This window comes from Alkalihalobacillus sp. FSL W8-0930 (assembly GCA_037965595.1).
Taxonomy (GTDB): Bacteria; Bacillota; Bacilli; order Bacillales; family Bacillaceae_D; genus Alkalicoccobacillus.
Window position 1 is genome coordinate 1,362,897 of record CP150183.1, and the last position, 13,172, is coordinate 1,376,068.

Here is a 13,172-nt window from a genome sequence, read left to right on the forward strand (position 1 = left end):
AATTGGGTGAGCTGTGTATTTAAGTGAAGTAGTGTTTTTTATTTGACTAAAAGCACGCATTACTCATAAACTAAGCAAGCGTGCATAGATTGAATTATCCCTACTTGACAGATATGAATAACGGGATTAGAATAACAAAGCTATCATCATTAGAGGAGTGAACAAAACTGGATACTTTGTATGTTGTCATTATTTTAGCTGTTCTTCTTGGATTCGTTGGGCTGCTTTTCTATATGCAGAAAAAGCACATCTCTTTCTCCAAGCGTGTATTTACAGGTCTAGGACTCGGAATTTTGTTTGGATTAGCCCTTCAATTCTTGTTTGATTCAGACTCATTTGTTATTGAAACATCAGCGGATTGGATGAGTATTATTGGAAGCGGGTATGTACGATTCTTACAAATGATTGTCATGCCACTTGTCTTTATTTCCATTCTTTCAGCTTTTACTCGCCTAACGTTCACGAGTAACTTAGGTAAAATTAGTGCACTTATCTTAGGAACGTTAATTGCGACAACTGCGATTGCAGCCACAATAGGAATTGCTTCTGCATCCCTATTTGATTTAAATGCAGATCAAATTACTCAGGGTGAAGCTGAAACAAGTCGTGGATCTTCGCTTGAGGAAACGTCTGCCGGTATACAAGCGGATACGTTGCCACAACAAATCATAGAGCTTATCCCGTCTAATCCATTCTTAGACTTCACGGGTCAGCGTGCAACATCTACGATTGCTGTCGTTATCTTTGCTGCTTTCCTTGGCTTGGCTTATCTTGGTATTAAGCGTAAGCAACCTGAGCAAGCAGAGCATTTTGCTAAGATTACAGAAACGGTCTATGCCATTGTGATGCGCGTTGTTACATTAATTCTTCGCTTAACTCCATATGGGGTACTTGCCATCATGACACGTACGGTGGCAACAAGTGATTTAAATGCTATAGTCAGTCTAGGTGAATTCGTGGCAGCTTCCTATGTTGCATTAATTGCGATGTTCTTAGTTCACCTACTGATTGTATCTGTAATTGGCTTAAGTCCAGTTACATATTTGAGAAAAGCATTTCCAGTGTTGGCCTTTGCATTCACATCAAGAACGAGTGCAGGTGCCTTGCCAATGAACATTCAAACGCAAAAACAATTAGGTGTACCTGAAGGGATTGCAAACTTTGCTGGTTCGTTTGGTCTTTCAATTGGACAGAATGGTTGTGCAGGAATCTATCCTGCAATGCTAGCTGTTATGATCGCACCAACTGTCGGTATTAATCCACTTGCACCAGACTTTTTGATTTTCTTAATCTTCGTTGTTGCGATTAGTTCATTTGGTGTAGCTGGAGTAGGGGGCGGAGCAACATTTGCAGCCATCCTTGTTCTTTCTGCACTTGACTTACCAATCGCTTTAGCAGGTGTCTTAATCTCTGTTGAACCATTAATTGATATGGGACGTACAGCACTTAATGTAAGCGGAAGTATGGTTTCTGGTTTGTTCACAAGTAAAGTAACTAAACAGATTGATCAGTCTGTCTATAATGATCCAAACAGACGTTTAGATACACAGGAACTAGAAGCTTAAATTCTATAAGACGAACACTTCATCAGTTGATGGGTGTTCGTCTTTTTTTGTGCTTGTGCATCATGAATGGTTTTTGCTGCATATACTAGGATGACAAGGGAAATGAAAGGGAGCGAATGCTGCATGCAACCTAGGACATTTTACAATCTCCATGATAAGGAGATGTTGTTTGAGGACGTATTTCGCAACATTAAATCATTCATGCAGACACAACCAATTGCAGATTATAAGCTAATGCTTGGAACCGATTCACAAGTTCATCCTAAACAAACTCGTTTTATCACTGGAATCGTCATTCAACGATTAGGTCGTGGTGTATGGGCATGTGCAACAAAAACGATTGTTGAGCGTAAAATGCTGCAGCTTCATGAACGAATCTCCTACGAAACCTCGCTAACAGAAGAAATCGCTTCACTCTTTTCTGAACGCCATAAGGATGAGTTAATTCAATTGATTCTTCCGCGTATCTATGATGGTGCAACATTCTCTATAGAAGGTCATATCGACATAGGCGCAGGCAAAAAAAATCGTACAAGGGAATTTGTACGGGAAATGACGGGACGTATTGAGTCGTCAGGCCTTGAACCAAAGATTAAACCAGATTCATTTGTTGCTAGTAGCTATGCGAACCGGTACACAAAGTAAAAAAGTCTTTGCGACTAGACAGAATGCATATCCTCACGTAGACTAACGTTTGTCTAGAAAATATATGAATGTTGTTTACAAGAGGAGAACGATGTATGACACATAACCCCACTGGGAAAGAACGATTGGCTCTTGCCCTTTTACTTAGTATGCTTGCGGTACTTGGCCCGCTGAATATTGATATGTACCTGCCAAGCTTTCCTGATATCGCAACAGATCTCAAAGCGCGAGAATCCCTTGTGCAGCTTAGCTTAACGGCTTGTTTGTTTGGACTTGCCGTTGGACAGGTTGTTGTTGGTCCCATAAGTGACTCGCAGGGTAGGCGTAAACCGCTTGTGATTTCTGTTATTCTTTTTGCGCTCGCTTCATTATTGTGCGCGCTTGCTCCAAACATTACCTGGCTCATTATTGGTCGCTTCCTTCAAGGCTTCACAGCTGCAGGTGGAGTCGTCATCTCACGAGCAGTGGTACGAGACGTCTTCAGTGGCACAGAGCTAACGAAATTCTTTGCCTTATTAATGGTGATTAATGCGGTAGCTCCACTTGTAGCACCGATTATTGGTGGAGCCATTCTGTGGTTCCCATTCTCGAACTGGAGTACAATTTTTTATTTTCTTTCTTTTGTTGGCGTACTGATTGTTGGGATGGTGTTGTGGAGGCTGAAAGAAAGTCATCCACCAGAAAGAAGGACACCAAGCTCGTTATCATTTACTTTAAAAACATTTGCCGAACTATTTAGAGACCGTTCATTTATCGGTTACGCGTTAACATTAGGTTTTGCTCATGGTGGAAGCTTTGCTTATGTATCCGGTACACCTTTTGTTTACCAAGGAATATACGGTGTCTCGCCTCAAACTTTTAGTATATTGTTTGGTATAAACGGCCTAGCTATCATTAGTGGAACGTGGATTGTCGGAAGGTTTGTAGGAAAAATCCAAGAGCGAATTCTTTTACGATCCGGTGTGATCCTAGCTACAAGTGCAACGATTTTTTTACTACTTATGACAATGATTGAAGCTCCACTCGTATGGATTGTGGTTCCGATCTTTATCTACATGATGAGTATGGGAACGATTTTAACCACTTCGTATACATTAGGCATTAAAAAACAAGCGCACCGTGCCGGAAGTGCAAGTGCCTTACTGGGCTTGTTTCCATTATTAATTGGCGCAATGGTCGCACCGCTTGTTGGACTTGCGGAAGCATCGGCGGTTCCAATGGGTTTGATTTTGTTTAGTACGTGTGTACTTGCGCTAGGCTGTTTTTTCTTTATCACAACAAAGGAAGAAGCTTAACATTGCAGCATGAAGTTTAGAGGTGTATCATTTTTACTGTAGAAAAACCACAATAGGAGGCGCTTATGACTCATATAGAGAAAGATATTAAACTGCACCTTATTCGTCACGGGCAAACCATCTTTAATTTCCAGGATAAAGTACAGGGGTGGTCAGATACGCCTTTAACTGAAACAGGACGCACGGTTGCAGCGCGCCTAGGACGGGGTTTAAAGGATCGAAGCATTGACGCAATCTATTCTAGTGACAGTGGTCGAGCCGTTGAAACAGCAACCCTGATTCGAGAGAATAGTGAAAAACATGATATCGAATTAAAAACGGTCAAGGGATTAAGAGAAATGTACTTTGGAAATTATGAGGGTGGACCGAACCCAGTGCTTTGGGACGAGGTTCGTGAAAAGCTTTCTAATGGACAAGCTGAAGATAAAGAAGAAATGTACAAAACAGCTGGCATTGATGAAATCTGCCAAGCAGTTTCACAGCTTGATCCGGAAGCAGAAGAGTGGGAAGCCTATACAACTAGACTACTTGATTCCTTACAAGTGATTGTCGACGATGCAGCGAAAAACGGGCATGAGAACATTTACATTGTCTCTCACGGACTAAGCATTCGCGTGATCCTACACATCTTAAATTATAAACAAGGTTACTTAAAAATTGAAAATACAAGTATCTCAGAGCTTATTTATAAAGCAGGTGCCTTCCATACATTTGGCTCCGTTAATAATACAGATTTACTTGTTGAAACGATTGTAGCTGAGTAATTACTTTAGAGCCTCGCCTTGATAAAAGGAAGGCTCTTTTTTTTACACAAATGTTTAATTTCTGTATATAAAAGGATTTACGTGAATGGAATCGAACTTATACATATATCTTACTTGAAAGGATGATATTGTATGAGTTTAGAGATGATTCCTGGATTTCGTCAATTTCAGCAGTTGGATACGAGTTTGGATAAGCTACCATTTTTTCGAGTGAATGAAGGAGTGGCAACAAACAAGATAAAAGTGAACGGCATAAGTAAAATAAACTATTCCACGTACAATTATCTAGGGTTAAATGGAACAAACGAAATCAACGAAGCTGTGATTCAAGCGATTCAGCAGTATGGGACGTCTGTTTCAAGTAGTCGATTATTAAGTGGTGAAATTCCGTTGCATCGATCTCTTGAGCGCAATATTGCTGACTTTTTAGGAGTTGAGGATAGTATTGTTCAAGTAGGCGGACACAGTACAAATGTAAATACAATTGCACAGTTAGTAGACTCATCAGATTTAGTAATTTGTGATGCACTTGTGCATAACAGTATTATGCAAGGGGTGCAGCTTTCAGGATCAAAAATGATCCGATTCAAGCATAACGACATGCTTCATCTCGACAAGCTGTTAAAGAGATTTAGACACAAGTATCGAAATGTTTTACTCATCGTTGAAGGCGTTTATAGCATGGATGGAGACCTCTGTAAGCTACCAGAGCTCATTTCTCTAAAACACCAATATGATTGTTTACTAATGGTGGACGAGGCTCATTCAATTGGGACAATCGGTCGGGGTGGCAGAGGCATAACGAGCTATTACGGAATTGATCCTACAAATGTTGACGTGCTTATGGGATCGATGAGTAAATCACTGAATAGTTGTGGGGGATATATTGCAGGAAACAAATCGCTCATTACCTTTTTACGCTATAACCTTCCTGGCTTTGTGTTCAGTGTAGGGATGACGCCGGCTAATGCGGCGGCGGCCCAAGCCTCACTTGATGAGATTCAGAGAAAACCAGAGCTTGTAGAGAAGCTCTTACAGAATGCCGACTATTTTTTAGGGAAACTCGTTGATTTAGGAGTAGACACAGGCCTAAGTAAGAATTCACCAGTTGTTCCTCTTATCGTTGGAGATTCAGAGAAAGCCTTATGGTTCGCAGAGAAGCTATACGAACAAGGAGTTAATGCAATGCCCATCATTTATCCCGCAGTAAAAGAAACAGAATCAAGAATTCGTTTTTTTATGAGTGCCATTCATACAAAAGAGGATCTAGATTACACTGTTGAAGTCATCAAGAACATTGTGGATGAGGAAAAGGGACTTTAAATTTAAATCGTTTATATTAGATAATCCATATTAAACATTTATGATCTTTAACGGTACAGACACGACCAAGCCCACTCCCGCATAAGCATAAGAAACAGATTTTTGGGGGTGACGTATGGGGATACTTGCAGCAATCTCCTTTTTCGTTAAAGAAGTGGTTGTGTTTGTATCATATGTAAAGAATAATGCTTTTCCTCAGCCATTAAAAAAAGAGGAGGAACGAAAATACTTAGCGTTAATGGCAGAAGGCGATCCGGAAGCCCGTAACTTACTTATTGAGCATAATTTAAGACTCGTTGCTCACATCGTCAAGAAATTTGAGAATACGCGTGAGGACACAGAGGATCTTATTTCAATTGGGACTATTGGTTTAATTAAAGCAATTGAAAGCTATTCAGAAGGAAAAGGCACAAAGCTCGCAACGTATGCGGCAAGATGTATAGAGAACGAAATACTCATGCATCTTCGTGCGCTTAAAAAGGTTCGTAAAGATGTCTCGCTGCACGATCCGATTGGGACAGATAAAGAGGGAAATGAAATCACTTTAATTGATGTACTCCAGGAGGATGCCGATGACATTGTCGATGTGATCCAAACGAAAATGGAGAAAAAGCAGATCTACGAGTTTATACATGTGTTGGATGATCGTGAAAAAGAAGTCATTGTCGGCCGGTTTGGGTTAAGTTTAGAAGAAGAACGGACTCAGCGAGAAATTGCTAAGGAATTAGGCATTTCCCGAAGTTACGTCTCACGAATTGAAAAGCGCGCTTTGATGAAGTTGTTTCATGAGTTTTATAAGCAGAGTAAAGGGAAAGGGTGAGGGCTAGGTCATAACTAGCCTTTCTTACGCAAAAGATTTTAAATACACTCTTTTGTGGGAGACTTATGTAGCGAGATGATGTATAGAGAACGAAATACTCATGCATCTGCGGCACTCAAAAAAATCCGTAAAGATGCCCCCTGTACGATCGGAGCGGTACAGATAAAGATGGAAATGAATTGAATCTTATCGATGTGCTTCAGGAAGATGCGAATGATATTGTCGAAGTGATTATAAAAAAACCCAACCATAGTAAAGAAGTGGTTGGGTTTTTTATTATTATTGCAATTCAGTTACCACGTTGACATTAAACGAGATCCAAAGAGCCTCAGCCCCTTACTCATTATGTACTTATGAATCTGTTAAAGGTGAGAAAAGCTTGGTACCTTCTTCGGGTAAATAATGATATTTCTCCTCATTGTAGTTAAAAGAAACGTCATGGTTAAGCATTTTAGGTTTCACTCTTATGTTTTGGATTTTATCCCGTTCAAATGCTTGGTGCTCCCTACCTTTTACAATGATTAAGCGATTTTCCGTAATCGCGAATATCCTATTCCCTTGAATGGATTGGGCGCCGATCGTAAGGATTGATTCATCTGGTTCTAAGAGATTTTGAAGTGTTTTTAAGTGCGTATGATATACGAGTACATAAGTCTTCCCAAGAGGAGCCACTTGCTCTTTAAATGTGGTCATATGGTCACATCCTTATAGGTAGTTAATTCCATTATACAATAAAATTTGCTTTTTTGGTTAATTGAATTAAGTTAGCTATAAAAGCTCAACGACCTTTTGTAGTTGTCTTATTTTCGTACAGATTTTCAATATCCTAACATGTACAGATGATTAGTCTTTTTGTACTACCGTGTTAGGAGGAGGGATCTATATCATTACATTTAAATCATGTCTAAATACCTATTTTTGAGTAGTTATTGCTTGATCATCTAATTATTTTTAGATAAAATACATAATATAGAAATAATATAGTGATAAGGGTGTATGTCATGAAGTATAACGTTGAAGCTTATTCATTTATTTTAATCATCCATCAGGGCATTATTAAAAAACATGCTGTACCTCCTCACATGCAGCATTCACTTAAAACCATCGTATCCCATTGTAGGGAATCAGTAGACACTACGTTGTATCGAAAGATGGTACATACTGCGGATATTCATCGTGATGTGTGTCAGTTTCGAAAAGTGACAAAACAAAATGTTGTTTTTTTAGATAAGTTTGCTCAAGAATTTAGTGTGAAAAAATAAAATGAGTTTAATGGTTGAATGGATAGGCTATAGAGAAGCAACCGACTTTTTTCATGACAAAAAGCCATAAGAATCGGGAAACCGAATGTTCTTATGGCTTTTTGTTATTTTAATTAGGAAGGGTCAGCTACTTTAACAAGCTGCTTGCCAATGTTTTGACCGCTGAATAAACCGTTAAAGGCTTCTGGAATTCGGTCAAACCCTTCAAGGATGGTTTCTTTGAAGACAATATCCTTGTTTTTAACATATTCACTCATCTCGCGGTAAGCAGTTTCGTATTGGTCTGCGTAATCGCCGTAAAGGAATCCTTGCATTCTTGCTCTTGTTTTAACTAGATACGTTTGAACTCGTGGTCCATGGTCCTGTTCACCTTTTTTCAGGTTGTAGCTTGCGATCGCTCCGCAAACAGGGATACGTGCAAGCGGATTTAGTAGCGGCCATACGTGATCAGATACCTCGCCACCGACGTTTTCAAAGTACACGTCTATGCCGTCTGGACACGCTTGTTTCAGTAGCTCAGCGTATTGATCGTCTTTGTAGTTTACAGCTGCATCGAATCCAAATTCGTTCACAAGAAGCTCTTCTTTTTCCTTGGAGCCAACGATTCCAACAACGCGGCAGCCTTTTAGGCGGGCCAATTGACCAGCAATAGAGCCAACTGCTCCAGCAGCACCAGAGATTACAACGGTTTCGCCTTCTTTAGGTTGTCCAATATCGTTTAATCCAAAATAAGCTGTTAATCCAGGCATACCTAATGCACCTAATGCAGCAGAAATGGGAGCTCCGTGCATGTCTAGAACGCGCACTTGGTCAGCTGGAACAACTGCGTATTCCTGGAAAGGAAGAAAACCTGTGACAATGGTTCCTTCTTTAATCGAATCATTTTTGGATTCGACTACTTGTGCAATGCCTCCACCTGCAATCGGTTTATCTATTTCAAAGGGGGCAATGTATGATTTAGCATCGGACATTCTTCCACGCATGTAAGGATCAACGGAAAGGTACAACGTTTTTACTAGAAGTTCATTTTCTTTAGGAGTTCCTTTATCAATTTCCTCAACTGAGAATGTGTTAGAGTCGGGTAATCCGTTTGGTCTTTCTTTAAAAAGTAGTTGTTTAGGCATAATAAATCCCTCCTGATTTGTGATTCAGTTCACTTTAACACAGGTAGGGTATAGAAAGAAAAGCGTATGCTTATGAATTAATGTAGGAGTTGGATAAGATGAAGAAATCGTATATTTTCATATTAATGTTTGTTGTCGTGGTTGTTGGTGGTGTTTGGTTTATGATGAATCTTGATGCAGATGAGGCTGGGATAAGAGAAGAGAGCAGTCCTGTAACGTCTAGTGACAATCTATTTATTCAAGCGCAATCAGAGGACTCCTTTCAAGATGAGTTAAGCGCCAGAAATGATCAGGATTCACCTGTTGAGATTGCGGTTATTGGGAGCAGTGTAGCGGAAGGGCAAGGCGCAAGCGAGTACAATCAAGCATGGCCATCACTGCTTGAAGCATCGTTAAACGACTCAGATCAAAACGTAAGAGTGACAAACTTCGCGGTGAGTGGATTTAAAGTCAGTGATTTAATTGACGAGGGAGATGTGGATGAACTCATTCAAGCGTCCCCAGATATCATTTTGTTTGAGACGAGTGTCATTAACAGCTATTATCATGATGAACCAATGGATGAAACAAAAGATTCAATCAAGTTGGCAGCTCAAAAGATTGAAGAAGAACTTCCAAATGCATACCTGGTATTCATGGCTCCGAATCCGATCAACGAATCGATGTATTCAGTTGCTACTTCTGACTTAGATTTTGAGGATTATGTTTACGAAACAGAAGAGTTCATCATTGAATCGGGATGGGACTATTTTGATAGTTATACGGCATGGAATAGACAAATGGAGGAGGAAGGGATGGACTTAGATTCTTTGTTAGATGATGGGACTCATCCAAACGATGAGGGCTATCAGATGTGGTTTGATTTATTAAATGAGTCAATGATTCAAGCATAGGCATTTTAAAAGCGAATGCTCGTTTTTCAGACGGGCATTCGCTTTATTAAATACTTCTAATTAATGGCTGACACATTAAATGTCGTTAAGTACGTCATCAGCTTATCTACATTTTGGTGTTCGTTAATAAAAGCTAAGTGCCCATCAGGTCGAACGAGATAAAGAGTATTTTCTTTGAATTTTGCTTTCTTGTATTCGGACTCCCAGTCCCAGCTCAACAAGGGAAGAGGGTAGTTCCGACAAAAACTCTCCAGTTCTTCTGTAGGTTTTCCATATACATGAATCTGCCAATCTGCGGTTTGAAGTGAATCGTAGTTATTGATGCTATTTGAATGAAGCCATGGCAGTCGATCTCCACCCTTTAATGAGCCTGCGCGTCCTTCGCTTAAAACGCTTTTTCGATAGCGTACGTGGATTTGAGAGAGGTAGCGGAATGCTAGCTTACGGCTGAATGAAAACCGACTTGCTACTGGGACCATACGCGGGAGAACAAATCTTCTAAGGAGAGATCCTCGAATGTTCCGACTAACCATCGCTTTAAATGCCTGATCCGTGGTTGCGACAAGCTGACGAGCGAATTTTCTTCTTTCCAGACCATATGTTTGTAAGATGGCAGGGTTTGCATTTTTCTTTAATACGGAAGCTAATTTCCAGGAGAGATTCACCGCATCACCTATTCCCGTATTCATCCCTTGTGCTCCTGTAGGGCTATGGATATGTGCAGCATCTCCTAACAAAAAGACGTGTCCTTTTCTAAAGGTTGCCGCAACTCGTTTGTGAACTTTAAAGGACGAAAACCAATTAACGTTTTTAACTCGAATATTCATTAACGATTGGAGGGAAGGCTCAATATCCCAAAAGCTTAAATCGGGCTTTTCTGCTATAAGACGTGGAACAATCCCTACGAGACGTTGAGTGCCTTTGCTTTTTACAGGTAAAACCATGCAAAATCCTTTTTTAGAAAGAGCTAAATTAATATCTGTAAAAGATGTCGCCTGTCCTTTAGCTTCTACATCAGCGATATAAAATAAATCTTTGTATGTACTTCCTTCAAACGAAATATCGAGCGTTTGGCGGATCATACTTCTTGCACCATCACATCCACAGAGATATGTGACATTTACGGTTTCCTCTTGATGATCACATGCAATAACGGCTTCAACTCCTTCTGACGTCTCTTTAAATGAAAGAAGCTCCGTTTGCCAATCAACCGTGATTCCAAGTCTTTTTAATTGGTGTACAAGTAATTCTTCATGTTCGTCTTGAGGGAGACTTAATACAAAAGGAAAGGGACTTATCCCCTTGCCAATGTTACCAAGATTCACGTAACCAACTTCTTTTGTATCTTTGTGTATGTGAGCGGCAGGCATCTTAATACCGAGGTTTACTGCATCATCTGCGACCTGTAATTGATCGTAGTGCTCAAGAGTTCGGGCATGAATACCGATGGCTCTAGATTTATGGTCTGGTCCAGGACGTTTATCAATAATTCGGAAGGGAATGTTGTAATGCGTCAGTCTATGCGCCAAAGCTAATCCGGTAGGACCGGCTCCAACTATTAATACGAAAGGTTGCTCCATTGTAATCACTCCAATCACTGACGGTTTATCTACTACAAATTCCCTCGATCGACTCATTTTAAACGAAAAAAGAGCCACTACTTAAGTGGCTCCGACCTACTGGGAATTAGTATACGTAGCTAGCTCCAATGATTACTAACAGAATGAATAAAACAATGATAAACGCGAAGCCGCCACCAGCGTAACCGCCGCCTTTTCCACATTCAAATTCTCCCATGTTGCCACCACCTTTCCAAGACATAACATAGACTATGCAGCAACAAGAGAAAGGGGTACTTATTTTATGTTAGAATCTGTTTGCCGATTTTACTCCCAATGTGACTGCTGATAAGACATGTCCCAAAACAAATATTCAAACCGGCTTGAAGTAAGGAAGATGTTTTCAAGTTGCTTTCGTTCAGCTTCTCCGAGAGCGTGTGCAAGTTCATCAAGCTTTGCGCATAACCAGTCAGCAATGGCCTTAAATTCATCGTCCTGATACATATGAATCCATTCTCCGTAATCAGGATGGTCAAGGGCTCCAGGCAATTTTGCTAGCCGTTTGCCAATCTCCGAATAACTCCATGCGCACGGAAGAATTGCTGCAATGACATGAGCTAAGGAGCCTTTTTGTGCTTCGCTGATCATGTAACTACTATAAGCAATCGTTGTGGGTGCGGGAATCGCATGTTCTAACTCTTCATTTGTTATGCCCAATCGCTTCGCATATGAACGGTGGAGGGACATCTCTTCATGCAGAGTAGATTGTAAGTAGTCAGCAAAGGTAGCCATTGTATCCAAATCTGGAGCCTTCACAACACCAAGTGCGAATACTCGCGCGTATTCAATGAGATACAAATAATCCTGTTTCATATAATACTTAAAGGCCTCAACATCTAACGTGCCTGATCCAATTTCTTGAACAAAGACATGCTCATGATTCGCTTTCCAGATTGAATCTGCTTTTTGTCGTAATTCCCTCGTAAAAGACATCGACTCACTCCTCACCATTGTTTTTATTCGCCAGGTAATCCTTTTAAACGGAATCCCCAATGATTTGTTGGTCCATTTCCAGATCCAAGCCCAAGAGTATAAGAAATCGCATCCGTAATGAATGCTTTTCCAATGGAGACGGCTTCCTCAATGGACTTGCCTTTTGCAAGCTCTGCAGTGATTGCCGCTGAAAAGGTACAGCCAGTGCCGTGTAGATGCTTTGTATTGGTTCTGTCTGCATGCAGATGTGTCATGGTTTGGTTTGTGAAGAGAACATCTGTAGAATGATCTGTTCGATAGCCGCCTTTAATGACAGCGGCTTTAGCACCAAGTTCATTCACAATGAGTTTAGCTGCTTTTTCCATATCAGCAACCGTTTCAATGTTCATTTCAATTAAATCACTAGCTTCTGGAATGTTCGGTGTGACAATGGTTGCTAGAGGTACTAAGGTTTCGCGTAATGATTTACGAGAATGCTCATCCATTAAGGGATCCCCGCTTTTAGCAATCATAACTGGATCGCAGATGTATGGCACTTGAATGGATTGTAAGTAACCGACAAGCGCCTCCATCATTTCTGGGGTCGCAATCATCCCTGTCTTCACCGCAGAAGGGGGAATATCCGTTAAAACCGATTCAAGCTGAGCTTGAATTAGGTCTATGGGCATATGTTTGATCATCTGAACGCCGGTTGTATTTTGAGCGAGAACAGATGTAATCACACTCATGCCAAAAACTTCTCGCTCTTGAAATGTTTTTAAATCAGCTTGTACTCCAGCACCACCAGTAGGATCTGTTCCGGCAATGGTTACTGCTGTATGGATAGCCATTTTCATTCCTCATTTCTTCGTTTAAACTTACACCGGGTATGATAGATTCAGCTCCTAAAAAAACACCGCTTCTCATAAGAAGCGGTGCACATAAACGAA

Annotated in this window: 14 protein-coding genes; 8 read left to right on the top strand and 6 right to left on the bottom strand. The window is 40.5% G+C overall.

Translation table 11 applies throughout. The features are described 5' to 3' along the window. Nucleotides 1-167 precede the first annotated feature (167 nt). The 6 genes from NSQ54_07215 (at nt 168) to sigK (ending at nt 6,412) form a co-directional block, all read left to right on the top strand. Nucleotides 168-1,565 (top strand): L-cystine transporter, encoded by a 1,398-nt coding sequence (locus NSQ54_07215; protein WYP28518.1) that lies wholly within the window; start codon nt 168-170, stop codon nt 1,563-1,565. 123 nt (nt 1,566-1,688) lie between these two features. Further along, the gene (locus NSQ54_07220) at nt 1,689-2,210 is read left to right on the top strand and encodes a ribonuclease H-like YkuK family protein (GenBank protein ID WYP27870.1); all 522 of its coding nucleotides are present in this window, start codon (nt 1,689-1,691) and stop codon (nt 2,208-2,210) included. 95 nt (nt 2,211-2,305) lie between these two features. Then, nucleotides 2,306-3,505 (top strand): Bcr/CflA family multidrug efflux MFS transporter, encoded by a 1,200-nt coding sequence (locus NSQ54_07225; GenBank protein WYP27871.1) that lies wholly within the window; start codon nt 2,306-2,308, stop codon nt 3,503-3,505. A 65-nt stretch (nt 3,506-3,570) separates the two neighbouring features. Then, nucleotides 3,571-4,269 carry a histidine phosphatase family protein gene (locus NSQ54_07230; GenBank protein WYP27872.1) on the top strand — a complete coding sequence of 233 codons (699 nt, stop codon included), beginning with the start codon at nt 3,571-3,573 and terminating at the stop codon, nt 4,267-4,269. Nucleotides 4,270-4,401: 132 nt separating this feature from the next. Beyond that, nucleotides 4,402-5,592, top strand: a complete 1,191-nt coding sequence (locus tag NSQ54_07235) for an aminotransferase class I/II-fold pyridoxal phosphate-dependent enzyme (GenBank protein ID WYP27873.1) — start codon at nt 4,402-4,404, stop codon at nt 5,590-5,592. A 115-nt stretch (nt 5,593-5,707) separates the two neighbouring features. Continuing rightward, nucleotides 5,708-6,412 (top strand): RNA polymerase sporulation sigma factor SigK, encoded by a 705-nt coding sequence (gene sigK / locus NSQ54_07240; protein WYP27874.1) that lies wholly within the window; start codon nt 5,708-5,710, stop codon nt 6,410-6,412. 351 nt (nt 6,413-6,763) lie between these two features. On the opposite strand, the gene NSQ54_07245 is transcribed toward sigK, so the two are convergent. Further along, entirely contained in the window at nt 6,764-7,105 is a 342-nt protein-coding gene (locus NSQ54_07245) for a PH domain-containing protein (GenBank protein WYP27875.1), read from the bottom strand. Between the two features lie 308 nt (nt 7,106-7,413). Here NSQ54_07245 and NSQ54_07250 point away from each other — a divergent pair, with 308 nt between their 5' ends. Further along, on the top strand, nt 7,414-7,674 hold the full coding sequence (locus NSQ54_07250) for a hypothetical protein (GenBank protein ID WYP27876.1): 261 nt from the start codon (nt 7,414-7,416) through the stop codon (nt 7,672-7,674). 113 nt (nt 7,675-7,787) lie between these two features. Here NSQ54_07250 and NSQ54_07255 read toward each other — a convergent pair whose 3' ends face one another. Then, nucleotides 7,788-8,798: an NADP-dependent oxidoreductase gene (locus NSQ54_07255; protein ID WYP27877.1), complete on the bottom strand. Its 1,011-nt coding sequence runs from the start codon at nt 8,796-8,798 to the stop codon at nt 7,788-7,790. A 98-nt stretch (nt 8,799-8,896) separates the two neighbouring features. On the opposite strand from NSQ54_07255, the gene NSQ54_07260 reads away from it, so the two are divergent. Further along, nucleotides 8,897-9,691 carry an SGNH/GDSL hydrolase family protein gene (locus tag NSQ54_07260; protein ID WYP27878.1) on the top strand — a complete coding sequence of 265 codons (795 nt, stop codon included), beginning with the start codon at nt 8,897-8,899 and terminating at the stop codon, nt 9,689-9,691. A 56-nt stretch (nt 9,692-9,747) separates the two neighbouring features. Here the strand turns inward: NSQ54_07260 and NSQ54_07265 are convergent, their stop codons facing one another. The 4 genes from NSQ54_07265 to thiD all read right to left on the bottom strand — a co-directional run bounded on the left by NSQ54_07265 (nt 9,748) and on the right by thiD (nt 13,073). Then, the gene (locus NSQ54_07265; GenBank protein WYP27879.1) at nt 9,748-11,271 is read right to left on the bottom strand and encodes an FAD-dependent monooxygenase; all 1,524 of its coding nucleotides are present in this window, start codon (nt 11,269-11,271) and stop codon (nt 9,748-9,750) included. Nucleotides 11,272-11,377: 106 nt separating this feature from the next. Then, nucleotides 11,378-11,512, bottom strand: a complete 135-nt coding sequence (locus tag NSQ54_07270) for a YjcZ family sporulation protein (protein ID WYP27880.1) — start codon at nt 11,510-11,512, stop codon at nt 11,378-11,380. Nucleotides 11,513-11,577: 65 nt separating this feature from the next. Beyond that, on the bottom strand, nt 11,578-12,243 hold the full coding sequence (tenA, locus tag NSQ54_07275; GenBank protein ID WYP27881.1) for a thiaminase II: 666 nt from the start codon (nt 12,241-12,243) through the stop codon (nt 11,578-11,580). 23 nt (nt 12,244-12,266) lie between these two features. Beyond that, nucleotides 12,267-13,073 (bottom strand): bifunctional hydroxymethylpyrimidine kinase/phosphomethylpyrimidine kinase, encoded by an 807-nt coding sequence (gene thiD, locus NSQ54_07280; GenBank protein ID WYP27882.1) that lies wholly within the window; start codon nt 13,071-13,073, stop codon nt 12,267-12,269. Between the last annotated feature and the right edge of the window lie 99 nt (nt 13,074-13,172).

Excerpts from the sequence above, each read along its gene's own strand:
- NSQ54_07250 (WYP27876.1), top strand. The coding sequence starts at position 7,414 with ATGAAGTATAACGTTGAAGCTTATTCATTTATTTTAATCATCCATCAG.
- thiD (WYP27882.1), bottom strand. The coding sequence starts at position 13,073 with ATGGCTATCCATACAGCAGTAACCATTGCCGGAACAGATCCTACTGGT.
- NSQ54_07245 (WYP27875.1), bottom strand. The coding sequence starts at position 7,105 with ATGACCACATTTAAAGAGCAAGTGGCTCCTCTTGGGAAGACTTATGTA.
- NSQ54_07235 (WYP27873.1), top strand. The coding sequence starts at position 4,402 with ATGAGTTTAGAGATGATTCCTGGATTTCGTCAATTTCAGCAGTTGGAT.
- NSQ54_07270 (WYP27880.1), bottom strand. The coding sequence starts at position 11,512 with ATGTCTTGGAAAGGTGGTGGCAACATGGGAGAATTTGAATGTGGAAAA.
- NSQ54_07255 (WYP27877.1), bottom strand. The coding sequence starts at position 8,798 with ATGCCTAAACAACTACTTTTTAAAGAAAGACCAAACGGATTACCCGAC.
- NSQ54_07225 (WYP27871.1), top strand. The coding sequence starts at position 2,306 with ATGACACATAACCCCACTGGGAAAGAACGATTGGCTCTTGCCCTTTTA.
- NSQ54_07220 (WYP27870.1), top strand. The coding sequence starts at position 1,689 with ATGCAACCTAGGACATTTTACAATCTCCATGATAAGGAGATGTTGTTT.
- NSQ54_07260 (WYP27878.1), top strand. The coding sequence starts at position 8,897 with ATGAAGAAATCGTATATTTTCATATTAATGTTTGTTGTCGTGGTTGTT.
- tenA (WYP27881.1), bottom strand. The coding sequence starts at position 12,243 with ATGTCTTTTACGAGGGAATTACGACAAAAAGCAGATTCAATCTGGAAA.
- NSQ54_07265 (WYP27879.1), bottom strand. The coding sequence starts at position 11,271 with ATGGAGCAACCTTTCGTATTAATAGTTGGAGCCGGTCCTACCGGATTA.
- sigK (WYP27874.1), top strand. The coding sequence starts at position 5,708 with ATGGGGATACTTGCAGCAATCTCCTTTTTCGTTAAAGAAGTGGTTGTG.
- NSQ54_07230 (WYP27872.1), top strand. The coding sequence starts at position 3,571 with ATGACTCATATAGAGAAAGATATTAAACTGCACCTTATTCGTCACGGG.